Genomic DNA, 23,060 nt, shown 5'->3' on the forward strand with positions numbered 1-23,060 from the left:
AACATAACCGGGGCACTCGTATTGCCTTAAATGCCTTCTATGTAGCAGCGAGCTTGCTCGCGAAAAACGCCAAGACGCCGCGTTTACCCAAGGTGCCAGCGTTTTCGTTGACGATTTTTGCGAGCAAGCTCGCCCCTGCAAAGGGTCTTTATAGACACAAGGCATTAGGACAATAGACGACGGTGGTTGTTCTGGATGAGTCGAAGTAGGACAATTGTCGGCTTCTCGACATCATCAGCGATATTGAATGGCCTTCCTTGCTCTGGGTATCAACCACAAGACTGCTTCTGTAGACGTCCGCGAGCGCGTGGCGTTTACCCCGGAGCAATTGGTTGAGGCTTTGCAGCAGCTGTGCCGGCTCACCGACAGCCGCGAAGCTGCGATCCTTTCCACCTGCAATCGCAGCGAGCTCTATATAGAGCAGGAACATCTTTCGGCGGATGTCGTGCTGCGCTGGCTGGCTGATTACCATCATTTGAGCCTGGATGACCTGCGCGCCAGTGCTTATGTGCATGAAGATGATGCGGCAGTTCGTCACATGATGCGTGTTGCATCCGGGCTCGATTCGCTGGTGCTGGGCGAACCGCAAATCCTCGGCCAGATGAAGTCGGCCTACGCCGTGGCCCGCGAAGCCGGGACCGTGGGGCCGTTGCTGGGGCGTTTGTTCCAGGCCACCTTCAATTCGGCCAAGCAGGTGCGCACCGATACGGCGATCGGTGAAAACCCGGTCTCCGTGGCTTTTGCTGCCGTCAGCCTGGCCAAGCAGATCTTCAGCGACCTGCAGCGCAGCCAGGCCCTGCTGATCGGCGCGGGCGAGACCATCACCCTGGTCGCCCGGCACCTGCATGACCTGGGCGTCAAGCGTATCGTGGTAGCCAACCGAACCCTGGAGCGCGCCAGCATCCTGGCCGAAGAGTTCGGTGCCCACGCGGTATTGCTGGCTGACATCCCGGCCGAGCTGGTGCGCAGCGATATCGTGATCAGCTCCACCGCCAGCCAGTTGCCGATCCTGGGCAAGGGGGCGGTGGAAAGCGCCTTGAAGCTGCGCAAGCACAAGCCGATTTTCATGGTGGATATCGCCGTTCCCCGGGATATCGAGCCAGAAGTCGGCGAGTTGGACGACGTTTACCTCTATAGCGTCGACGACCTGCATGAAGTGGTCGCCGAAAACCTCAAGAGCCGCCAGGGTGCTGCCCAGGCGGCCGAGGAAATGGTCGCGATCGGCGCCGATGACTTTATGGTGCGTCTGCGCGAGCTGGCTGCCGTGGATGTGCTCAAGGCCTATCGCCAACAGGGCGAGCGCTTGCGTGACGAGGAATTGCTCAAGGCCCAGCGTCTGCTGGCCAATGGCGGTAACGCTGAAGATATTTTGATGCAATTGGCCCGTGGCCTCACCAACAAGCTGTTGCATGCTCCCAGCGTACAGCTTAAAAAACTGACAGCCGAAGGCCGCCTCGATGCGCTGGCCATGGCCCAGGAACTCTTTGCCCTCGGTGAGGGCGCGTCAGACAGCTCTTCGGATAAAAAACTGCAATGAAAGCGTCACTGCTCAATAAACTGGACGTGCTCCAGGACCGTTTCGAAGAACTGACCGCCTTGCTTGGCGATGGCGAGGTTATTTCCGATCAAACCAAGTTCCGCGCCTATTCCAAGGAATACGCCGAAGTTGAGCCGATCGTGACCACCTACTCGCAACTGCTCAAAGTGCAGGCCGACCTCGAAGGCGCCCAGGCGCTGCTCAAGGACAGCGACCCGGACATGCGTGAAATGGCCGTGGAAGAAGTCCGCGAAGCCAAGGAAAAGCTCGTTGAGCTGGAAGGCGACCTGCAACGCATGCTGCTGCCCAAGGATCCTAACGATGGGCGCAACGTCTTCCTGGAAATCCGCGCCGGTACCGGCGGCGACGAGGCGGCGATCTTCTCCGGCGACCTGTTCCGCATGTATTCGCGCTATGCCGAGCGTCGCGGCTGGCGTGTCGAAATCCTCTCCGAGAACGAAGGGGAGCACGGCGGCTACAAGGAAATCATCGCCCGGGTCGAAGGCGAGAACGTCTACGGCAAGCTGAAGTTCGAATCCGGCGCCCACCGCGTACAGCGCGTTCCAGCCACCGAGTCCCAAGGCCGCATCCACACCTCGGCCTGCACCGTGGCGGTATTGCCCGAGCCGGACGAGCAGGAAACCATCGAAATCAATCCGGCAGATTTGCGTGTCGACACCTATCGTTCGTCCGGCGCCGGTGGCCAGCACGTCAACAAGACCGACTCGGCGATCCGCATCACTCACTTGCCGTCCGGCATTGTGGTGGAGTGCCAGGAAGAGCGGTCCCAGCACAAGAACCGTGCGCGGGCCATGTCCTGGCTGTCGGCCAAGCTCAACGACCAGCAGACCAGCGCCGCCGCCAACGCGATTGCCAGCGAGCGCAAGTTGCTGGTGGGCTCGGGTGACCGGTCCGAGCGCATTCGCACCTATAACTACGCCCAGGGCCGGGTCACCGACCATCGGGTCAACCTGACCCTGTATTCCCTGGACGAAATCCTTGCCGGTGGCGTGGACGCAGTGATCGAGCCGTTGCTTGCCGAATACCAGGCCGACCAACTGGCCGCGATAGGTGAATAAATGACCATTATTGCCAGCTTGTTGCGCGCCGCCGAGCTGCCCGACTCGCCGACTGCCCGTCTGGATGCGGAGTTGCTGCTGGCGGCTGCCCTGGGCAAGTCCCGCAGCTACCTGCACACCTGGCCAGAAAAAATCGTCAGCAGCGAAGACGCGCTACGTTTTGCCGGCTACCTGCAACGTCGTCGCAGCGGTGAGCCGGTGGCCTACATCCTCGGCCAGCAGGGCTTCTGGAAGCTCGACCTGGAAGTCGCGCCGCACACGTTGATCCCGCGCCCCGACACCGAGCTGCTGGTGGAAGCGGCCCTGGAATTATTGCCCGCCAGCCCGGCCAACGTCCTCGACCTGGGCACCGGCAGCGGCGCCATCGCCCTGGCCCTGGCCAGCGAGCGCCCGGCCTGGCGCGTGACCGCGGTGGATCGCGTGCTCGAAGCCGTGGCCCTGGCCGAGCGCAATCGCCAGCGCCTGCACCTGGATAACGTCACGGTGCTCAACAGCCACTGGTTCAGTGCCCTGAAAGATCACACCTATCACCTGATCATCAGCAATCCCCCCTATATTGCCGACAACGATCCGCACCTGGTGGCGGGCGATGTGCGCTTCGAACCCGCCAGCGCATTGGTCGCAGGTCACGATGGCCTGGACGACCTACGGCTGATCATCGCCCAGGCGCCGCTGCACCTGGAGGCCGGTGGCTGGTTGCTGCTGGAGCATGGTTACGACCAGGCGCCGGCCGTGCGTGACCTGTTGCTGGCGCAAGGTTTTGCCGAGGTCCACAGCCGTATCGACCTCGGCGGCCATGAGCGCATCAGCCTGGGACGCCGGCCGTGCTGACCGATCAGGAGCTGTTGCGCTATAGCCGACAGATTCTGTTGCAACAGGTCGATATCGACGGCCAGTTGCGCCTGAAAAACAGCCGTGTATTGATCGTCGGCCTGGGTGGCCTCGGTGCTCCGGTGGCCCTGTACCTGGCAGCCGCCGGTGTGGGTGAGCTGCATCTGGCGGACTTTGACACGGTCGACCTGACCAACCTGCAACGCCAGATCATCCACGACACCGACAGCGTCGGCCTGAGCAAGGTCGATTCGGCTATCCGCCGCCTGAGTGCGATCAACCCCGAGATCCGGCTGGTTGCCCACCGCGCTGCGCTGGACGTTGATTCGTTGGCCGCTGCTGTAGCCGGCGTGGACCTGGTGCTCGATTGCTGCGACAACTTCGCGACCCGCGAAGCGGTGAACGCGGCGTGCGTCGAAGCGGGCAAGCCTTTGGTCAGCGGTGCGGCGATTCGCCTGGAAGGCCAACTCTCGGTGTTCGACCCGCGGCGCCCGGAAAGCCCGTGCTACCACTGTTTATATGGGCACGGCAGCGACACCGAACTGACCTGTAGCGAAGCCGGCGTCGCCGGTCCGCTGGTAGGCCTGGTCGGCAGCCTGCAAGCCTTGGAAGCCCTGAAGCTGCTGGCCGGTTTTGGCGAACCCCTGGTCGGCCGGCTGCTGCTGATCGACGCCCTGGGCACACGTTTTCGCGAGCTGCGGGTCAAGCGTGATCCCGCTTGCAGCGTCTGCGGTCGCCAGCATGGTTAAGGATGCACCGATTGGTGTATTCGACTCCGGGGTCGGCGGCCTGTCGGTGCTCGACGAAATTCATCGTTTGTTGCCCCATGAGTCGCTGCTGTACGTGGCGGATTGCGGGCATATCCCCTACGGCGAGAAAACCCCGGCATTCATTCGCGAACGTTCGCGGGTGGTTGCAGAGTTTTTCCGCGAGCGGGGCGCCAAGGCCTTTGTGATTGCCTGCAACACGGCAACTGTGGCGGCGGTCGCGGATTTGCGCAGTGATTATCCGGATTGGCCGCTGGTGGGCATGGAGCCGGCGGTCAAACCTGCGGCTGCCGCGACGCGCAGTGGTGTGGTCGGGGTACTTGCCACCACGGGCACCTTGCAAAGCGCCAAGTTCGCCGCGCTGCTGGATCGCTTCGCCACCGATGTGCGGGTGGTGACGCAACCTTGCCCGGGGCTGGTAGAGCTGATCGAAGCCGGCGACCTCAACAGCCCGGCGCTGCGCCAGATGCTGCAAGGGTATGTCGCGCCGCTGATCGAGGCCGGGTGCGACACCATTATTCTGGGCTGCACTCACTATCCTTTCCTCAAGCCCTTGCTGGCGACGCTGCTGCCACCGTCAATCATCCTGATCGACACCGGCGCGGCAGTGGCGCGTCAGTTGCAGCGCCTGCTGGGCGAACGCCAACTGCTGGCCGAGGGCAATCCTCGGGCGGCGCAATTCTGGACCAGCGGTGATCCGCAACATCTCAGAAATATCCTACCCACACTATGGAAATTCAGCGGCGTTGTGCGAAGCTTCGCCCTGTGAAAAATTCGTGAAATAGCGGGTTTTTCAGCTGAACTTCTGCGTTGTCCGTGATTTCTATAGCTCTTGATGAGCAATACAAAACCATACAACTTCGTTTGGAAAGGATGTTTCTTATGAAGCGCTTGTTCTGTTTGGCCGCGATTGCGGCCGTTTTGGTAGGGCACTCTGTTTCTTCCCAGGCTGCCGGCCTGGAATTTGGGGTGGGGCATACAAGCGATTCGACCATGACCTATCGCCTGGGCCTGCAATCGGACTGGGACAAGAGCTGGTTGCAGAGCGATGTCGGGCGCCTGACCGGCTACTGGAGCGGCGCCTATACCTTCTGGGATGGTGACGAACGCGCCAGTGTTAGCAGCTTGTCGTTTTCCCCGGTGTTTGTGTATGAATTCGCCGGTGAGTCGGTGAAACCCTATATCGAAGCGGGGATCGGCGTGGCGTTGTTCTCACGCAGCAAGGTGGAAGACAACAACATTGGCGGGGCTTTCCAGTTCGAAGATCGGCTGGGCTTTGGCTTGCGCTTCGCCGGCGGGCACCAGGTGGGGATCCGTGCCACGCACTATTCCAACGCGGGCATCAGCAGCCACAACGATGGTATCGAGAGCTATTCGTTGAACTACACAATGCCACTCTGATACTCCCCAAGCACAGCCCGACCCATGTAGGAGCGGGCTTGTGTGGGAGCCGGGCTTGCCCGCGATGCAGACGACTCGGTGCTTCAGGCAAACCGCAGTGATGCTATCGCAGGCAAGCCAGCTCCCACACAAGCCAGCTCCCACATGTGACCACCACCGTTTTCAGAATCAGCGGTAGACCGTTGCAATCCCCTGGCGCTCTTCAAGGCACTCCGGCGCGCCCATCTCGAATTCCCGGCAAATCAGCGGTCGTTTTTCATAGATCGTGCACATCATCGTGTCGCGATCCAGTGCGGCGCACCAGCCGTCGTCCAGGCGCAGCATGACTTCGCCTCCCCAATCGTCCGTGTCGATATAGCGATCAGGCACGCCGGTGTCGGTGATCAGCATGACTTCCAATTGACAGCAGCAGGCTGCGCACGTGGAACAGGTGACGGCGGGTTCGGTGATTTGGGTGTGGGGGATGTTGGTCATAGACGCGCAGTGTAAGGCAAGCCGGTCGAATGCGTGTGAAAGCTCTGACGGACGTCAGCGCGCGAGCCGGTGCAGGCCGGGAAATACCACGGCCCAAAGCAGCGCGATTGCCACCAGGGTCGGGGCTGTGGCAAATCCGAAGCTCACGCCTGCCAACTGGCTGCCGGCGTAGTACGACAGCGGCCCGCCCACGGCCCCCAGCAGGCTTGCGCGCCACCAGGGCCGCGCGCTCCAGGCCAGGCAATGGCGCAAGGTGGTCGCCAGCAACGCCCACAGCAAGATCAACCACCCAGGAATCAACGGGCCGGGTTCACTGAACTCGAACACGCCTAACGTGCGCAATAGCGTGTCGAGCAGGGTACCGAGCACGGTCACGCTCAAGATCAACCGCCCCTCAGCGGCCCATGAAGTTATCCACAGCAGGTGAATTGCCAGGACGACCAGCCCGAGCAATAACCACAGGCTGTCGCCCCCCATCACACAGGCAAACCAGCCGCACTGGAACAGCGCGGCATTGGCCAGGTTTTTAAGCATTGAAACGCCCGAGCAGCGGTTGTGTCACCGCGCTGGGCTTGGCCAGCAGCAATTGCGCAGTGCCGATGGTGCGCTCCATAAAGCCGCCCTCGCAGTAGCACAGGTAGAACTCCCACAACCGCAGGAAGTATTCGTCGTAGCCCAATTCCGTGAGCCGGCCATGGGCGCGGCGAAAGTTCTCATGCCACAAGCGCAGGGTTCGCGCGTAATGCAGGCCGAAGTCTTCCATGTGCAGCAGGTTCATATCGGTGTCGCGGCTGACGATCTGCAACATTTTCTGCACACAGGGCAGGGCGCCGCCGGGGAAGATGTAGCGCTGGATGAAGTCGACGCTGCTTTTGGCCTGTTCGTAGCGTTGTTCGCGAATGGTGATGGCCTGCAGCAACATCAGCCCGTCGCTCTTGAGCAAGTGTGCGCATTGCTTGAAGTAGGTGGGCAAGAAACGATGGCCAACCGCTTCGATCATTTCAATGGACACCAGCTTGTCGTACTGCCCGCTCAGGTCGCGGTAGTCCTGCAGCAGCAGCGTCACCTGATTCTGCAAACCCAAGGCCTGGATGCGCTGTTCGGTGTAGGCAAATTGCTCTTTGGACAAGGTAGTCGTGGTAACCCGGCAGCCGTATTGCTGGGCTGCGTAGAGGGCCATGCTGCCCCAGCCAGTACCGATTTCCAGCAAGTGGTCCGAGGGCTTGAGTGCCAGTTTCTGGCAGATGCGCTCCAGCTTGTTGAGCTGTGCCTGCTCCAGCGTATCGTCGGGGGTAAGGAACTGCGCCGCCGAATACATCATGGTCGGGTCGAGAAACTCCTGGAACAGGTCGTTACCCAGGTCGTAGTGGGCGGCGATGTTTTTTTGCGAGCCCTTGCGGGTATTGCGGTTGAGCCAGTGCAAGCCTTGGGTGAAGGGGCGGGCCAGCTTGGCCAGGCCACCCTCGAGGGCGTCCAGTACATCAAGGTTGCTGACCATCACGCGTACCACGGCAGTCAGGTCCGGGCTGCTCCAGAAACCATGAATGAACGCCTCGCCCGCGCCGATGGAACCGTTGGCAGCCACCAGGCCCCACACGGCCGGGTCGAGGATCTGGATCTCACCCAGCAAATGCGCTTCCCGTGCCCCGAACACCTGGCGTTCACCGTCCTCGATCACCACCAGTTGGCCATGGCGCAGCTTGCCGAGTTGGCGTAGCACGGCTTTGCGCAACAGCGCGCCGGTCAGGCCGTTGATGTTCAGGCGCTGGGATTTGATCGATAAGCTAGGGGATTTCATGGTGGCGATCCTTGGGATACCCAATTGCACAGGCGTCATCGGCCGCCTGATGGGGGAAAATCGGTGTGCGTTTAAGGAGCAGGCGCAGGGCTTGCCAGTAGATAGCCAGGCAGGTCTTGGCGGTCATCCACGGAAAGCGCCGCAAGTAGCGATGCAGGCTGGCGCGGTCGAGGGCTTCGCGTTGCAGGCTCAAGGTGGCGTCGAACACCTTGCTCTCGCCTTGCCAGTCGGCCATATGCACCCCCAGGCGCTGGCCGGGCGGGCTGAAGCTCATGCGGTATTGCAGGTCCCGGGGCAGGAAGGGCGATACATGAAATGCCTTGGCCACCGCGAAATGCTGATGCTCGCCGCCCGCCAGGGCCCGGGCGGGCAGCACATAGTGATAGCGCTCGCGCCACGGGGTGTTGGTCACTTCACAGACAATCGCCGCCAGTTGCCCGTCGCCCTCGAAGCAGTAGAAGAAACTCACCGGGTTAAACGCCAGGCCCCAACTGCGGGCCTGGGTCAGCAGGCAGATATTGCCTTGGGGGGTATGCCCAAGGGTCGTGCCGACCAGTTGGCGCACGGCGTCGCTCAAGCAGGTGCCATCGCGGGTCAACTCACGCAGGTAATCCTGCTGGCGAAACGCAAAGGGCGCGAAGCGGCCACTGCCGGCCAACGGTGACAGCCCCAGCACCTGCTCCTGTTCGCTGAGGTCCAGGTACAGCAGGCCGATGCGATAGCGAAAGGCATGCCCCTTGGGGGTAAACCGCCGATGGGCAATCCAGCCGCTGTAGAGGGCGCTGTTCACAGGGTTTCCCCAAACGCCAGGGCCACGCGCAGGGCGCTGACCACGCCGTCTTCATGAAAGCCGCTGGCCCAGTAGGCCCCGCAATAATAGGTGTGCTGGGCGCCATGCAATTCTTCCCAGCGTGCCTGTGCCGCCACCGCCGCCAGGCTGTATTGCGGATGGGCATAGGTGTAGCGGGCAAGGATTTTCAGCGGGTTGATAATCGCTGTCTGGTTGAGGCTCACACAAAAGGTGGTGTCGCTGTCGATCCCTTGCAGGATGTTCATGGCGTAGGTGACGGCTGCCGGCTTGTGCGTGCTGGCGTCCAGCCGATAGTTCCAACTGGCCCAGGCCAGGCGGCGGTCGGGCAGCAAGCGCGTATCGGTGTGCAGGACCACGTCATTGTCGGCGTAGGTTATCGCCCCCAGGATCTGCTGTTCGGCCAGGCTGGGATCGTCCAGCAAAGCCAAGGCCTGGTCGCTGTGGCAGGCGAAGATCACTTTGTCGAAGATTTCGCGGCCGTCGGCACTGTAGATCACTGCGCCTTCTGGCGTGCGCTCGACTTTCTGTACCGGGCAGTTGAGGCGGATGTGTTGGCGAAACGAGTGGGTCAGTGGCTCGATATAGCGGCTGGACCCGCCTTCGATCACGCACCATTGCGGCCGATTATTCACCGACAGCAAGCCATGGTTCTTGAAGAACCGCACGAAGAACTGCAGCGGGAAGGCCAGCATGTCCGCCAGGGACATCGACCAGATCGCCGCGCCCATGGGCACGATGTAGTGGCGGATAAACCGCGGGCCATAATTGCCCGCCTGCAAGTATTCACCCAGGGTCATCTGCGCGCTGATGCGTTGTTCCTGCAAATCCAGGGGCGCCTGGCGATTGAAACGCAGAATGTCGCGCAACATGCCCCAGAAACCCGGAGACAGGATATTGCTGCGCTGGGCGAACAGGCTGTTGAGGTTATTGCCGTTGTACTCGACGTTTTCCTCCGGGGCGCAGACCGAGAAGCTCATTTGGGTCGGCTTGAACGGCACGCCAATTTGCTGCAGCAGGCGGATGAAGTTGGGGTAGGTCCAGTCGTTGAACACGATAAAGCCGGTGTCCAGCGCGTACTGTGCGCCGTCGACGGTCACGTCTACCGTGTGGGTATGGCCGCCAATCCGGTCGGCGGCTTCGAACAGCGTGATGTCATGGCGGCGGCTGAGCAGATAGGCGCTGGTCAGCCCGGAAATTCCGCTGCCGATAATCGCGACTTTCACAGGTTGTCCTTGTGCGGCGGCGGGCTGCGCAGCATGCGTTTGCCGATGATCAGTTGCGCGCGGTTCGGCAGTTTCGACAGCGGCCACAGGGTGGCGATGAACAGGGCTGGGAAGGCGATCTCCAGTGGGCGTTTTTCAAGTTTGCCGAAGATATGCCGTGCGGCTTTGTCGGCCGGCCAGCTCAAGGGCATAGGGAAATCGTTGCGTTCGGTCAGTGGGGTGTCGACGAAACCGGGGCTCACTACCGTGACGTCGATGCCCTCGGGCGACAGGTCGATGCGCAGGGATTCGAACAAGTAGCGCAGGCCGGCCTTGGACGCGCCATAGGCTTCTGCGCGGGGCATCGGCAGGTAGGTGACGGCACTGGCGACCCCCACCAAATGCGGGGTTTGCCCGGCACGCAGCAGCGGCAGCGCGGCTTCGATGCAATAACTGCTGGCCAGCAGGTTGGTGCGCACCACGTGTTCGATAATCGAGGCATCGAACTGCTTGGCATCCACATATTCGCAGGTGCCGGCATTGAGGATCACGGTGTCCAGGGCGCCCCAGGTTTGCGCGATCTGTTCGCCGATTTCCCGTACCACCTGGCTGTTGGTCAAGTCGCCGGCGACCACCAGCACTTGCCCGGGGTAGCGTTGGGCCAGTTGTTCCAGTGGCGCCTTGGAGCGCGCACTCAGCGCCACCTGCGCACCACTGCCCAGCAGCTCTTCGGCCAATGCGGCACCGATGCCACTGCTTGCCCCTGTCAGCCAATAACGCCGTGGCGATTTCAGGCTCATGCCATTCTCCCTTTCAACCAACGGACCAGCCGGCCAAGGACCGGTAGGTGTTCGTAAAGCAGCGCGCCAGCATCAAAGTAATCGCGGTGCCGGTAAACCTTGTCGTGCCATAGCAGATGGGAGCAGCCCTCGACCTGAATCTGTCGGCCACCCTCCAGGCGCGGGTGGCAGAAACTCATGGTCCAGCGCAGGTAACCCTCGCCATCGGCCACGTGGTCGAAGGCGTGGAAGTCAAAACGCAGTTGCTCGACGTTGCTATAAAGCTCGGCGAAGTACGCTTGCAGCGCGCTGATACCGTGGACCTGATGCAGTGGGTCGGTAAACGATATGTCCTGGCTGTACAGGCTGTCGAGCAGGTGCAGGTTGTGCTTGTCCAGGCGGGCGAAGGACTGGGCGAACTGGCGCAGGAAGTCACTCATACACGCCTCCCACCGCCTGGCGTGAGGGCAGGGCACGAAAGGCCGCCAACGCACGCTCACGGGAATGTTTGAGGTCGACGATGGGCCGCGGGTAGTCGGCCACGCCAAACAGCCCGCCAACGGCGTCGGGGTTGTGTACTTCCTTCTTGTTCAAGCCCGCCAGTTGCGGCAGCCATTGCTTGATAAAGCGCCCTTCGCCGTCGAACTTTTCAGACTGGCTCAGCGGGCTGAAAATGCGGAAGTACGGCGCCGAGTCAGTGCCGGTGGACGAACTCCACTGCCAGCCGCCGTTGTTGGCCGCCAGATCGCCGTCGATCAAGTGCCGCATAAAAAAGCGCTCGCCTTCGCGCCAGTCGATCAGCAGGTTCTTGGTCAGGAACATCGCCACCACCATGCGCAGGCGGTTATGCATCCAGCCGGTTTCCAGCAGTTGGCGCATCGCGGCGTCGATGATCGGCAGGCCGGTGCGCGCCTCTTGCCAGGCTGCAAGGTCAGCGGGGGCATGGCGCCAGGCCACGGCTTCGGTTTCCGGGCGAAACGCACGGTGGCGCGACACCCGTGGGTAGCCCACCAGGATATGTTTATAGAACTCGCGCCACAGCAACTCGTTGATCCAGGTGATGGCGCCGATATCGCCGCTTTCGAATTCACCCTGGTTGCTTTGCAGCGCCGCATGCAGGCACTGGCGCGGCGAAACCACCCCGGCTGCGAGGTATGCCGACAGTTGGCTGGTGCCGGGCTTGGCCGGGTAGTCGCGCTCGTCCTTGTAGTAGCTGATCTGAGCGTCGGCAAACTGCTCAAGGCGCCGCTGTGCCTCGTCTTCACCGGCCGGCCAAAGTGCGCGCAGGGCGTCGCTGGGCGGGGCAAACCCCTTGACCTGCTCGGGAACCGCATCACTGGCCAATGGCAGCGCGGCCTGGGCCTTGGGGGTTGGCACTCGACGTGGCAGGGCGCTGTGCAGGCGGTTGTAGCAGACCTTGCGAAACTGGCTGAACACTTGGAAGTAGGTGCCCGTCTTGGTCAGCACGCTGCCGGGCTGGAACAGCAATTGGTCCAGATAGCGGTAAAAACCCAGGCCTTGGGCTTCCAGGGCCTGGGCCACGGCAGCGTCACGCCGGCTCTCGTGGATCCCGTACTCTTCGTTGACGTGCACGGTCTGGACCGACAACTCCTGGCACAACTGCAGCAATACCTGTGGGACTTGGTCCCACGTATCCGCGTGGCGGATCAGCAATGGGATATTCAGCTCACCCAGTGCCTGGCCCAGGCACTTGAGGTTGCGCAGCCAGAAGTCGATTTTGCACGGTGCGTCGTCATGGGCCAGCCATTGCCCAGGCGTGATCAAGTACACCGCCGCCGTCGGGCCACGCTGGCAGGCGGCCGCGAGGGCGGTGTTGTCATGCAGGCGCAGATCGCTGCGCAGCCAGATCAGGTGCATTTAAAGAAGCCCACGCTGGATCAGGAGTTGATGAGCCGACAACGGGTCTTCGGCCAGCAACAACTGAGGAATGTCTTGGGTTAATACCGCCAACTCGGCCTGGTGGATGCACACCGTTGGTCCGGCGATAAGGGTCGGGCAGTTGGTGCCGCTCAAGAGTTTCGGCAGGGCCGCCAGATGGATGGCCTTGCTTGAGTACAGCAGCACGGCGCGCGGCTGCAAATGCTCAACGGCCAAGGCCAGTTCGCCGTTGGGCAACGGCCAGTCGAAGACCTCCACCGGGCAATCGGCGCTGCTGGCCAGCCAGGCGCTCAGCCACAGGTGCGGCTCCAGCGGCAGGTCGGAATGATTGATCAACAGCAGCGGCGGGCCATTGAGCTGGCGATTGTTGTGATACATCCGCGCGCCAAATTTGCTGCGCAGCCAGGAGTGGAAAAACACCCGCTCCATCTGTGCGCCGAACTGGCCCTGCCAGCGCTGTTCCAGTTCCTTGAGCAGCGGCAACAACAGCTGCTCGCACAGCGTGCGCGGTGGGTAGAGGGCCATGGCCTGGTTGAACACATCGTCCACCCGGCGTTCGGCCAGTTGAGCGATTGCCTGCACCAGCGTCTGGCGCAGGCTCTGCCATTCGTTTTCGATGCTGTCGTCCACCGGCTGGGCGTTGTCGATCAACTGCTTGACCTGGCTGACCGGCACGCCACGGTTGAGCCAGGTCAGGATGGTCTGGATGCGCTGCACATGTTCGGCGTTGAACAGCCGGTGGCCCTTGGGGGTGCGCTGGGGCACGATCAAGCCATAGCGCCGCTCCCACGCGCGCAAAGTCACCGCGTTGACCCCGGTTTGGCGCGCCACTTCGCGAATCGGCAGCCAGCCTTGTTCCAGGGCCTGGGCCACGTCTTCGACGGGGGGGGTTGGGTGTTGCAGGGAAACATTCATGGGTTAGATCGCATTACGCAGGCTGAGATTTTCCGGATGGGGCTGCAGGTACGCCTGTTGCGCGATGTAGCGGTCCGGGTGTTGGCGAAAGTGATGTTTGAGCAGGGTCAGCGGCACCACCAGCGGCACGATGCCGTGACGGTATTGGCCGATCAGGGTCTGCATTTCTTGTTTGTCGTCGGCGCTGAGGGCTTGCTTGAGGTAGCCGCTGATGTGTTGCAGCACGTTGGAATGGGTGCCACGGGTCGCGCACTTTTTCAGTGCGCTCATCAGCTCAGTGAAATAGTCGCTAGCCAGGGCTTGCAGGTCGCAGCCCTTGCCCATGCTGCCCAGCAGATGACCCAGGCTCTTGTAGTGGGCCGGGCTGTGGGCCATCAGCAGGTATTTGTAGCGCGAGTGGAAGGCCAGCAGGCGGTGACGTGTCAAGCCCTCTGCCAGCAGTTGCTGCCAGGTGGCATACACAAACACCCGCGTCAGGAAATTTTCGCGCAGCACCGGGTCGTGCAGGCGACCGTCTTCTTCCACCGGCAGGTTGGGGTGGCGGGCACAGAAGGCCTGGGCATAGATGCCGCGCCCGCCGCCATCCACCGGGGTGCCGTTGTCGCGGTAGACCTTGACCCGTTCCAGGCCACAGGACGGCGACTTCTGCATGAAGATGTAGCCGCACAGGTCGGTATGCTCGGCGGCCATTTGTTGACCATAGGCGTCCAGGGGCGCGGTTACATTCAATTCACGGTGCACAGTGCCCACGGCCTGCGGTTGCTGCGGATCGCCCACCAGGCGAATCGGCTCGCGGGGGATGCCCAGGCCAATGGCGACTTCGGGGCACAACGGCACGAAGTCAAAGTATTCACCGAGTGTCTGGCTGCACAGGGGGGATTGCTTGTGCCCGCCGTTGAAGCGCACGTTTTCGCCAAGCAGGCAGGCGCTGATGGCGATCTTGGGTTTGCCGGTGGCGGACACAGGGGTGGACATGGCAAAACCTCTACAAGATTCCTGTACAGAATTTAATTTCTGTACAACTTAATCTCATCATAGGTCTGAGGCTGTACAAGTCAAATTATTTGTACAGGTTTTTACGTCCAGCCGATTTTCCAGCGCTCGGCATCTTGCAGGCTTTGCCAGGCCAGGCGCTCTGAACGGCGGGTGAGGACGGCTTGCAGTTCAATCTCCAGCACGCTGCCTTCGTCATCGCGAAACAATTCGGTGACCAGGAAATGTTTTTCCTTGTGCCGAGGTTGCGTGGCTGTCCATTTCGAGAGCAGCAATTTCGCCGGGTTGATGCGGTTCATTGCAGGTGTTCGAGCAGGCGCCGCGCCGCTTCCTGGCCGCTGAGCCACGCGCCTTCGACCCTGCCGGACAGGCACCAGTCGCCACACACGTACAACCCCAGGTCGGCGTCCGCCAGCACGCCCCATTCATGGCTGCCAGCCGGGCGGGCGTACAGCCAGCGGTGGGCGAGGCTGAAGGAGGGCGCCGGCATGCTGCAGTGCAGCAATTCGGCAAAGGCGCCGTGCAGCAATTCAATAATGGCGTCCTTGGGCAGGTCCAGGTGCTTTTTACTCCAGGCACTGCTGGCATGCAGGATCCAGGTGTCGGGCGTAGCATCGCGCCCGGGTTTGCTGCGGTTGCGGGCCAGCCAATCCAGGGGGCTGTCCTGTACAAAGCAACCTTCCATCGGTGTATCCAGCGGCGTGTCGAAGGCCAGGGCGATGGCCCAGGTCGGGTCCATTTTCACCCCGGCGGCAGTGCTCGCCAGTTTCGGCGCTGCCGCCAGCAGAGCGGTGGCCTGGTGCGCCGGGGTGGCGATGATCACGTGGCTGAAGGGGCCGTGGTTGCCGCCATCGGCGTCCAGCAGGTTCCAGTGTTGCTGGCCCTGGAACACTTCGGTGATACGGCAGCCAAACTCCACCGGCAGGTCATCGAGCAGGGCGCGGGTGATGGCGCTCATACGCGGGGTGCCGACCCAGCGGGTCTGTTCGTCCGGGGAGGGGCTCAGTTGGCCGGATTGGCAATTGTAGAGTTGCGGCTCCCACTCGGCAGCCCAGCCATTGGCTTGCCAGCGTTGGACTTCATTGACGAAACGTCGGTCGCGCGCGGTGAAATACTGCGCGCCCAAGTCCAGTGCACCGGCTTCGCTGCGCTTGCTGGACATGCGCCCGCCACTGCCGCGGCTTTTATCGAAGAGTTGTACAACGTGCCCGGCATCTTTTAGCGCTCGGGCGGCCGAAAGTCCGGCGATGCCGGTACCGATGATCGCGATAGGAACAGTCATGGGAGGCCTCGTTTTACCGTTGGGTACAGACTACGCCGACACCAATAGCTGTACAATATTGTTTTTTGGTATAAGTTTCGGCATGCCTGAATGTGTCGCGTGACCTATGGTTAAACCTAGGTTGCGCCGATTAAAAAGATCCCTGCTTATAAAATAGACCAGCGACGCTCGGCCAACGTTACAGGAGGAAGATCTCATGCACATTTTGCTGACCGGCGGTACGGGTCTGATCGGCCGCCAGCTCTGCCAACACTGGAGCGCCCAGGGGCATCGGTTGACGGTCTGGAGCCGCAACCCCACTCAGGTCGCCGCGCTGTGCGGTGCGCAAGTGCAGGGCGTCGCCCGTTTGCAGGATGTAACGCAGCCGGTGGATGCGGTGATCAACCTGGCCGGCGCGCCGATTGCCGACCGCCTCTGGACCCACAAACGCAAGGCGTTGCTGTGGAGCAGCCGGATCAGCCTGACGGAAACCCTGCTGGCCTGGCTCGAGGGCCTGGCAGTCAAACCTGCGGTATTGATCAGCGGCTCGGCGGTGGGTTGGTACGGCGATGGCGGTGAGCGTGAGCTGACCGAAGCCAGCGGCCCGGTGCAGGACGATTTCCCCAGCCAGTTATGCATCGCCTGGGAAGAAACCGCCCAGCGTGCCGAAGCTTTTGGCTTGCGGGTGGTGCTGGTGCGTACTGGCTTGGTGCTAGCGGCTGAGGGCGGCTTTTTGTCGCGGCTGTTGCTGCCCTTCAAGCTGGCGCTGGGCGGGCCTATCGGCAATGGTCGGCAGTGGATGCCGTGGGTGCATATCAAGGATCAAATCGCCCTGATTGATTTTCTTCTGCATAAACCTGACGCCAGCGGTCCTTATAATGCCTGCGCGCCACAGCCGGTGCGTAACCGCGAGTTCGCCAAGACCCTGGGCCAGGTCCTGCACCGCCCGGCGTTCATGCCCATGCCGGCGTTTGCCCTGCGGCTGGGGCTGGGCGAGTTGTCCGGGTTATTGCTGGGGGGGCAGAGGGCAGTACCCGAGCGGCTGTTGGCTGCCGGTTTCATTTTTCAGTTCACTGATTTGCACGCGGCCCTGGACGACTTGTCCAGCCGCCTCTAGAGATAGGATGTTGCATGACGGATCACGCGTTGTTACTGGTCAACCTGGGTTCACCGGCGTCCACTTCGGTGGCCGATGTGCGCAGCTACCTCAATCAGTTTTTGATGGACCCCTATGTGATTGACCTGCCGTGGCCGGTCCGGCGCTTGCTGGTGTCGCTGATCCTGATCAAGCGCCCCGCGCAGTCGGCCCATGCCTACGCCTCGATCTGGTGGGACGAAGGCTCGCCGCTGGTAGTCCTCAGTCGCCGCCTGCAGCAGCAGATGACCGCCCAGTGGACGCAGGGTCCGGTGGAGCTGGCGATGCGCTATGGCGAACCCTCGATCGAAAGTGTACTCACCCGCCTGGCCGGGCAGGGCATCAGCAAGGTCACGCTGGCGCCGCTGTATCCGCAATTTGCCGACAGCACCGTGACCACGGTGATTGAAGAAGCGCGACGGGTGGTGCGGGATAAGCAACTCGACCTGCAGTTCTCGATCCTGCAACCGTTCTACGACCAGCCGGAATACCTCGACGCCCTGGTGGCCAGTGCCAGGCCGCACTTGCAGCAGGATTACGATCACCTGCTGTTCAGCTTCCATGGCCTGCCGGAACGGCACCTGAACAAACTCAACCCTGGGCATTCGCTTGAAGGCAGTGGTGACTGCTGCGCCAATGCCTCGCCCGAGGTGCGCACGACGTGTTATCGCGGGCAGTGCTTCAGCGTCGCCCGTGACTTTGCTGCGCGCATGGGCCTACCGGACGATAAATGGTCGGTGGCGTTCCAGTCGCGCCTGGGCCGGGCGAAGTGGATCGAACCCTACACCGAGGCACGCCTGGAGGCATTGGCCCAGCAAGGGGTGAAGAAGTTGTTGGTGATGTGCCCGGCGTTTGTCGCCGATTGCATCGAGACCCTGGAAGAGATCGGTGATCGCGGGCTGGAGCAGTTCCGCGAAGCCGGGGGCGAGGAGTTGGTGTTGGTGCCGTGCCTCAATGATGATCCGCAATGGGCGGTGGCGCTCAACACCTTGTGCGAAAGAGCGCCTGTCAGCCTTTAGCGTGGCAGCGGGCTGGTGTGGGAGCTGATGTGGAAGCTGGCTCCCACCCAAGCCAGCCCCTGCACAAGCCAGCTCCCAGATGGGTTCACTGGGGGTTATTCGTGGTGCGGTTGGCCGAGGAAGGTCAGTGAGCTGAACAGCGCACGGGTCTGGATCTCGCTATCGCCTTGGACCGGTACTTCCACCTGCGCCGCAATCACATTCAACGCCTCGTTGCGCACCAGTACCTGGGCCCGGCCATCCTTGTCGGTCTCGGTGCTCAAGGTGTTCGGCGCGCTGCGGTAGTCGCCAATCAACTTGATCCCCGCTGCAGGCTTGCCATCGATCAACACTCGCACCGGCAGGGATTTGCCAGGGCCAACGGTGAGCGGATCGACCTCGGGCACGATCACCATCCTCAATTGATCCAGCTTGGGCAACTTGGCCCCGGCCTGATAGATCGCCAGGCTGTACTTAAGGGCCTGGGTGGTTTCGAGGGCGCCGGGTACTTGGCTGCGGCCCTTGTTCACCCACTTCTTGTCCGGGGTTTGCGACCACAAGCCATTATCAAACGCCACCGCCAGCACCGCAGGCGGCTTGAGCGGTTGCAGGCGCGCCTGGTCGTCCAGGCGTTGCACCGTCACCGGGATCATCCGGCCACTGGGGTCATAGGCCCAGGCACCGCTGACCTTTTTCGCCTTGAAGGCTTCGTCTTCGGCACCGTGGCCATAGACCACCTCGATATGGCCCCGGCGTTGCTCGGTCCACAGGCCATGGGCCGAGACCTGGGTGGCGAACAGCAGACCGAGCACGGCCAATGATTTGAGCGCTTGCATGGGGACGTCCTTTTACAGGTTGAGGGTCAGGCTGACGGTGAAGTTGCGCGGCTCTCCGGGGTTGACCCAGTAGTTGCTGTAGGAGCGCTCGTAGTACTTTTCGTCGAACAGGTTGTTGAGATTCAGGCCCACGGTGACGTTATCGCTGGCTTTGTAATGGGCCAGCAGGTCGACGGTGTGGTAGGCCGGCAACTCGAAGCTTTTGCCAGCCTCGCCCGAACGGTCGCCGACATAAGTAAACGCCGCGCCCACGTCAGAGCCGCGCAGGGCGCCATCCTGGAACTCATACACGCCCAACAGGCTGCCACTGCGCTTGGCCACGCCGAGAATGCGGCTGCCGGTGGGCACGTCTTGGTCGCCCTTGGTTACTTCTGCGTCGATGTAGGCAAAGGCGCCAATCACCCGTACGGCGTCAGTCAGTTGCCCGGTCAATTGCAGGTCGAAACCCTGGCTGCGGGCCTTGCCGATGGCGCGCTTGGTGTCGGTGGCCGGGTCCGTGGCCAGGGTGTTTTCCTTCTCGATATGGAAGGCGGCGAGGGTGGTGCTCAGGCGGTCGTCGAACAGCTCGCTCTTGATGCCCACTTCATAACCGACGCCTTCCTCGGGCTTGAGGAAATTGCCGGCGGCATCCAGCTCACTTTGTGGTTTGAACGAGGTGGAGGCGTTGGCAAACAGGCCCACTTGCGGGGTCAGTTGGTACAACAGGCCGGCCCGCTGCGTCATGACGTCGTGGGTTTTCTGGGTCTTGGCCCCGTTACGGGTGAAGTCCTCTGAACGTTGCTCTACGTGCTCCAGGCGCATGCCAACCACACCGCGCAGGCGCTCGGTAAAGACGATCTGGTCTTGCAGGTTCAGCGCCTGGCTTTTCACCTGGGTGAAAAAATCAGTGCCCGAGCGCTGGCCATTGGGCTTGGGCTGGCCATAGACCGGCCGGTAGATATCAATCGGGTAACTGCCGGCGATGGCGGTCACCCGTTCTTTCTTGCGGTAGTCCTCGTACTCGGTGCCGATCAGCAGTTCATGCTGCCAACTGCCCACCTCGAACAGGCCGCGCAGTTCCAGTTGGGTGATGCTGTCATGCCACCCCATCGAGCGTTGGCGGTAGCGGCGGTTGACGGTATGGCCATCGGCATTCAGCGCACGGCTCTCCGAGGCTTCGCCCCACAGGCTGCCCTGTTTGTAATGGCTGGCCAGGCGCAGCTTCCAGGCATCGTTCAAGTGATGCTCGAGGGTGGCTTGCAGACGGTTGTTGTGGTTGTCGATATCGCCGTCGTTGGGCTCGCCAAGGAAGGTCGAGCGCGACATGCCGCTCCAACGGTTGTTGGGGGCCACGATGCCCCGGTCGAAGGTCGAACTGTGGCGCACGAACTCACTCTCCACCAGCAGGCTGGTGTCCGGGTCCAGTTGCCAGCTGAAGGAGGGCGCAACAAACACCCGCTTGCTCTGCACGTGATCGCGGAAGCTGTGGTTGTCTTCCACCGCCAGGTTGACCCGCGATAACACCTGGCCTTCGCTGTCCAGCGGGGTGTTGATATCGACGGCGGTGCGGTAGCGATCCCAACTGCCGGCGCTGGTCTGTACGGTGGTGAAGGCTTCGGCTTGGGGTTTCTTGGTGACGATGTTTACGGTACCGCCGGGATCGCCACGGCCATACAGGCTGGCGGCGGGGCCCTTGAGCACTTCAATGCGTTCGATATTGGCCGTGTCCGGCGTACTGGGGTAGCCGCGGTTGGCGCTGAAACCGTCCTGGTAGAACTGTGAGGTGGTGAAGCCGCGAATGCTGTACTCGTAAAGGGTCAGGCCGCCGAAGTTGTTCTGCTTGGACACGCCGCCGGCAAACTCCAGGGCGCGCTCGACGTTGTTGCTGCCCAGGTCCTTGAGCACTGTGGCGGGAATCACACTGATCGATTGTGGGATATCGCGCAGGGCCGTGTCGGTCTTGGTCGCGCTGGCCGAGCGGGTCGCGCGGTAGCCCTGGACCGGGCCGGTGGCGGATTCATACGCCTCGCCGGTGATGCTGGTGGTGCCCAACTCAAGGGTGTTGGTGTCTTCTGCAAACACCGGGTCCACCAGCAATCCCAACGCGAGACCGGCCAGGGGCGCAAACTTTCGAGACGTCATGGTCTAACATTCCAATATCAGTATTGAAATAATATAACATGACTGTTGAGAGTGTATCTCTTTAAGATCGCCCTTTATTCTTGCTCTTTAACCGGTGCTGGCGGCGGCCGCAGCCCCACTTCGGCCAGGAGTTTGATCTCTTTGCCGTTGCGCATGACCTGGATCGCGACCTTTTCCGTAGGCTTGATCCGCGCCACCTGGTTCATCGAACGACGGCCATCGCCAGCCGGCTCGCCGTCGATGCTGAGGATCACATCGCCCACCTGCATCCCGGCTTTTTCCGCTGGACCGCCGCGCAGGATGCCGGCAATGACAATGCCTGGGCGCCCGGTCAGGCCAAAGGACTCCGACAGCTCCTTGGTCAGCGGCTGCACTTCAATCCCCAGCCAGCCACGGATCACCTGGCCGTGCTCGATGATCGACTTCATCACTTCCATCGCCAGCTTTACCGGGATCGCGAAACCAATGCCTTGGGAGCCACCGGACTTGGAGAAAATCGCGGTGTTGATGCCCGTCAGGTTGCCGCTGGCATCCACCAGCGCGCCGCCGGAGTTGCCTGGGTTGATTGCTGCGTCGGTCTGGATAAAGTCTTCGTAGCTGTTGAGGCCCAACTGATTACGCCCGGTGGCGCTGATGATGCCCATGGTCACGGTCTGGCCGACGCCGAACGGGTTGCCGATGGCCAGCGCCACATCGCCGACGCGCAGGCCTTCGGAGCGGCCGATGGTAATGGAGGGCAGGTTCTTCAGGTCGATTTTCAGCACCGCAAGGTCGGTTTCCGGGTCGCTGCCCACCACCCGCGCCAGGGTTTCGCGGCCATCGCGAAGGGCCACCACAATCTGGTCGGCGCCGGTGCTCACATGGTTGTTGGTCAGGATGTAGCCTTCCGGGCTCATGATCACCCCGGAGCCGAGGCTCGATTCCATGCGGCGCTGCTTGGGCGAGTTGTCACCGAAAAAGCGCCGGAACTGTGGGTCTTCAAACAGCGGATGCGCCGGTTTATTGATGACTTTGGTGGTGTACAGGTTGACCACCGCAGGCGCCGCGACCACTACCGCATCGGCGTAGGTCACCGGGCCCTGTTGCACCGCGCTGGTTTGCGGCGCCTGTTGCAGGTTGACGTCCAGGCTTGGCAGGCCGACCCATTGCGGATAACGCTGAATAATCAGCATCGCGATCAGCACGCCGGCCAACAATGGCCATCCAAAAAAACGCAGCGCCTTGAGCATCAAGTAAGTCCTGACAGGTTGCAGGGGGCGCGGGAGCGCCCATAATGTCGCGCATTATACGAGGCCGCGAGCGCCTCTGAACGGGATATTTAGGAGTCTTTTATGGCCGTCGCCCTGAGCACCCTGGTTGAAGAAGCAGATCGCTACTTGAACAGCGCGAAAATTGCCGATTACTGCCCCAATGGCCTGCAGGTCGAAGGGCGGCCGCAGGTGTTGCGTATTGTCAGTGGCGTGACTGCCAGCCAGGCGCTGCTCGATGCAGCCGTCGAGGCCAAGGCCGACCTGGTGCTGGTGCATCACGGCTATTTCTGGAAAGGCGAAAGCCCGTGCATCACCGGCATGAAGCAGCGCCGCCTCAAGACCCTGCTCAAGCACGACATCAGCCTGCTGGCCTACCACCTGCCGCTGGACCTGCACCCGGAAGTGGGCAACAACGTGCAATTGGCCCGTCAGTTGGACATCACCGTCGAAGGCCCGCTGGACCCGGACAACCTCAAGGTTGTGGGCCTCGTGGGCTCCCTGGCCGAGCCGCTGTCGGCGCGCGATTTCGCCCGTCGTGTGCAGGAAGCCATGGGCCGCGAGCCGCTGCTGATCGAAGGCAGCGCGATGATCCGCCGCGTGGGCTGGTGCACCGGCGGCGGTCAGGGCTACATCGACCAGGCCGTGGCGGCCGGAGTCGACTTGTACCTGAGCGGCGAAGCTTCAGAGCAGACGTTCCACAGCGCCCGTGAAAACGACATCAGCTTCATCGCCGCCGGCCATCACGCCACCGAGCGTTACGGCGTGCAGGCCCTGGGCGACTACCTGGCCCGGCGCTTTGCCCTGGAACACCTGTTCATCGACTGCCCCAACCCGATCTAAGCCTCCATTGCGTCCACTGTAGGAGCCGGCTTGCCGGCGATGAGGCCCTTGAGTCATGCGTTGATTTCAAGGACGCCATCGCCGGCAAGGCGGCTCCTACGGGGCGATGTACGGCCAAACGAGGCGGTATATC

At 61.9% G+C, this 23,060-nt stretch carries 24 protein-coding genes; 9 read left to right on the forward strand and 15 right to left on the reverse strand.

What is annotated here, in order from left to right; genetic code table 11:
• The first annotated feature begins 247 nt into the window (after positions 1 to 247).
• From hemA to BHC62_RS26530, 6 genes are all read left to right on the forward strand, one after another.
• Positions 248 to 1,537 carry a glutamyl-tRNA reductase gene (gene hemA, locus BHC62_RS26505; RefSeq protein ID WP_029295660.1) on the forward strand — a complete coding sequence of 430 codons (1,290 nt, stop codon included), beginning with the start codon at positions 248 to 250 and terminating at the stop codon, positions 1,535 to 1,537.
• Entirely contained in the window at positions 1,534 to 2,616 is a 1,083-nt protein-coding gene (gene prfA, locus BHC62_RS26510; protein WP_029295658.1) for a peptide chain release factor 1, read from the forward strand. Before hemA ends, prfA begins: the two co-directional genes overlap by 4 nt.
• Positions 2,617 to 3,447: a peptide chain release factor N(5)-glutamine methyltransferase gene (gene prmC / locus BHC62_RS26515; protein ID WP_070996774.1), complete on the forward strand. Its 831-nt coding sequence runs from the start codon at positions 2,617 to 2,619 to the stop codon at positions 3,445 to 3,447.
• On the forward strand, positions 3,441 to 4,196 hold the full coding sequence (locus BHC62_RS26520) for a molybdopterin-synthase adenylyltransferase MoeB (protein ID WP_029295654.1): 756 nt from the start codon (positions 3,441 to 3,443) through the stop codon (positions 4,194 to 4,196). The genes prmC and BHC62_RS26520 overlap by 7 nt, the downstream gene beginning before the upstream one ends.
• On the forward strand, positions 4,189 to 4,983 hold the full coding sequence (gene murI / locus BHC62_RS26525) for a glutamate racemase (RefSeq protein WP_070996777.1): 795 nt from the start codon (positions 4,189 to 4,191) through the stop codon (positions 4,981 to 4,983). Before BHC62_RS26520 ends, murI begins: the two co-directional genes overlap by 8 nt.
• Positions 4,984 to 5,096: 113 nt before the next feature.
• Complete coding sequence (locus tag BHC62_RS26530; protein WP_070996779.1) at positions 5,097 to 5,615, forward strand: acyloxyacyl hydrolase; 519 nt, start codon at positions 5,097 to 5,099, stop codon at positions 5,613 to 5,615.
• A gap of 168 nt (positions 5,616 to 5,783) precedes the next feature.
• On the opposite strand, the gene BHC62_RS26535 is transcribed toward BHC62_RS26530, so the two are convergent.
• The 12 genes from BHC62_RS26535 to BHC62_RS26590 all read right to left on the reverse strand — a co-directional run bounded on the left by BHC62_RS26535 (position 5,784) and on the right by BHC62_RS26590 (position 15,768).
• Complete coding sequence (locus BHC62_RS26535; protein ID WP_029295648.1) at positions 5,784 to 6,089, reverse strand: YkgJ family cysteine cluster protein; 306 nt, start codon at positions 6,087 to 6,089, stop codon at positions 5,784 to 5,786.
• A 54-nt stretch (positions 6,090 to 6,143) separates the two neighbouring features.
• Positions 6,144 to 6,623: a DUF2878 domain-containing protein gene (locus BHC62_RS26540; RefSeq protein WP_070996782.1), complete on the reverse strand. Its 480-nt coding sequence runs from the start codon at positions 6,621 to 6,623 to the stop codon at positions 6,144 to 6,146.
• On the reverse strand, positions 6,616 to 7,887 hold the full coding sequence (locus BHC62_RS26545; protein WP_029295644.1) for a cyclopropane-fatty-acyl-phospholipid synthase family protein: 1,272 nt from the start codon (positions 7,885 to 7,887) through the stop codon (positions 6,616 to 6,618). Before BHC62_RS26545 ends, BHC62_RS26540 begins: the two co-directional genes overlap by 8 nt.
• Positions 7,874 to 8,677 (reverse strand): DUF1365 domain-containing protein, encoded by an 804-nt coding sequence (locus tag BHC62_RS26550; protein WP_070996784.1) that lies wholly within the window; start codon positions 8,675 to 8,677, stop codon positions 7,874 to 7,876. Before BHC62_RS26550 ends, BHC62_RS26545 begins: the two co-directional genes overlap by 14 nt.
• Positions 8,674 to 9,921: an NAD(P)/FAD-dependent oxidoreductase gene (locus tag BHC62_RS26555; RefSeq protein WP_070996787.1), complete on the reverse strand. Its 1,248-nt coding sequence runs from the start codon at positions 9,919 to 9,921 to the stop codon at positions 8,674 to 8,676. Before BHC62_RS26555 ends, BHC62_RS26550 begins: the two co-directional genes overlap by 4 nt.
• A complete protein-coding gene (locus BHC62_RS26560) occupies positions 9,918 to 10,700 on the reverse strand; it encodes an SDR family oxidoreductase (protein ID WP_029295635.1) in 783 nt (260 codons plus the stop codon). Before BHC62_RS26560 ends, BHC62_RS26555 begins: the two co-directional genes overlap by 4 nt.
• Positions 10,697 to 11,119 carry a nuclear transport factor 2 family protein gene (locus BHC62_RS26565; RefSeq protein ID WP_070996789.1) on the reverse strand — a complete coding sequence of 141 codons (423 nt, stop codon included), beginning with the start codon at positions 11,117 to 11,119 and terminating at the stop codon, positions 10,697 to 10,699. Before BHC62_RS26565 ends, BHC62_RS26560 begins: the two co-directional genes overlap by 4 nt.
• Positions 11,112 to 12,557 (reverse strand): deoxyribodipyrimidine photo-lyase, encoded by a 1,446-nt coding sequence (gene phrB, locus BHC62_RS26570; protein ID WP_070996790.1) that lies wholly within the window; start codon positions 12,555 to 12,557, stop codon positions 11,112 to 11,114. The genes BHC62_RS26565 and phrB overlap by 8 nt, the downstream gene beginning before the upstream one ends.
• A complete protein-coding gene (locus BHC62_RS26575) occupies positions 12,558 to 13,493 on the reverse strand; it encodes a MerR family transcriptional regulator (RefSeq protein ID WP_029295628.1) in 936 nt (311 codons plus the stop codon).
• 3 nt (positions 13,494 to 13,496) lie between these two features.
• Positions 13,497 to 14,456: a DUF523 and DUF1722 domain-containing protein gene (locus tag BHC62_RS26580; protein WP_083335493.1), complete on the reverse strand. Its 960-nt coding sequence runs from the start codon at positions 14,454 to 14,456 to the stop codon at positions 13,497 to 13,499.
• A gap of 113 nt (positions 14,457 to 14,569) precedes the next feature.
• Positions 14,570 to 14,785, reverse strand: a complete 216-nt coding sequence (locus BHC62_RS26585; protein WP_070996794.1) for a TIGR02450 family Trp-rich protein — start codon at positions 14,783 to 14,785, stop codon at positions 14,570 to 14,572.
• Positions 14,782 to 15,768 carry an NAD(P)/FAD-dependent oxidoreductase gene (locus tag BHC62_RS26590; protein ID WP_070996795.1) on the reverse strand — a complete coding sequence of 329 codons (987 nt, stop codon included), beginning with the start codon at positions 15,766 to 15,768 and terminating at the stop codon, positions 14,782 to 14,784. Before BHC62_RS26590 ends, BHC62_RS26585 begins: the two co-directional genes overlap by 4 nt.
• A gap of 196 nt (positions 15,769 to 15,964) precedes the next feature.
• Between BHC62_RS26590 and BHC62_RS26595 the strand changes: the two genes are divergently transcribed.
• Together BHC62_RS26595 and hemH are read left to right on the forward strand one after the other, a co-directional pair.
• Positions 15,965 to 16,864 (forward strand): TIGR01777 family oxidoreductase, encoded by a 900-nt coding sequence (locus BHC62_RS26595; RefSeq protein ID WP_070996797.1) that lies wholly within the window; start codon positions 15,965 to 15,967, stop codon positions 16,862 to 16,864.
• Between the two features lie 14 nt (positions 16,865 to 16,878).
• A complete protein-coding gene (hemH, locus tag BHC62_RS26600; protein WP_029295616.1) occupies positions 16,879 to 17,901 on the forward strand; it encodes a ferrochelatase in 1,023 nt (340 codons plus the stop codon).
• Between the two features lie 95 nt (positions 17,902 to 17,996).
• Here the strand turns inward: hemH and BHC62_RS26605 are convergent, their stop codons facing one another.
• From BHC62_RS26605 to algW, 3 genes are all read right to left on the reverse strand, one after another.
• Positions 17,997 to 18,716, reverse strand: coding sequence for a DUF4198 domain-containing protein (locus BHC62_RS26605; protein ID WP_070996798.1), 720 nt, complete (start codon positions 18,714 to 18,716; stop codon positions 17,997 to 17,999).
• A gap of 12 nt (positions 18,717 to 18,728) precedes the next feature.
• The gene (locus tag BHC62_RS26610; RefSeq protein WP_029295610.1) at positions 18,729 to 20,837 is read right to left on the reverse strand and encodes a TonB-dependent siderophore receptor; all 2,109 of its coding nucleotides are present in this window, start codon (positions 20,835 to 20,837) and stop codon (positions 18,729 to 18,731) included.
• Between the two features lie 74 nt (positions 20,838 to 20,911).
• Positions 20,912 to 22,066, reverse strand: coding sequence for a Do family serine endopeptidase AlgW (gene algW / locus BHC62_RS26615; protein WP_029295609.1), 1,155 nt, complete (start codon positions 22,064 to 22,066; stop codon positions 20,912 to 20,914).
• 102 nt (positions 22,067 to 22,168) lie between these two features.
• On the opposite strand from algW, the gene BHC62_RS26620 reads away from it, so the two are divergent.
• A complete protein-coding gene (locus BHC62_RS26620; protein WP_029295607.1) occupies positions 22,169 to 22,927 on the forward strand; it encodes a Nif3-like dinuclear metal center hexameric protein in 759 nt (252 codons plus the stop codon).
• Positions 22,928 to 23,060 lie beyond the last annotated feature (133 nt).

This window comes from Pseudomonas sp. 06C 126 (genome assembly GCF_001855215.1).
GTDB classification, from domain to species: domain Bacteria; phylum Pseudomonadota; class Gammaproteobacteria; order Pseudomonadales; family Pseudomonadaceae; genus Aquipseudomonas; species Aquipseudomonas proteolytica.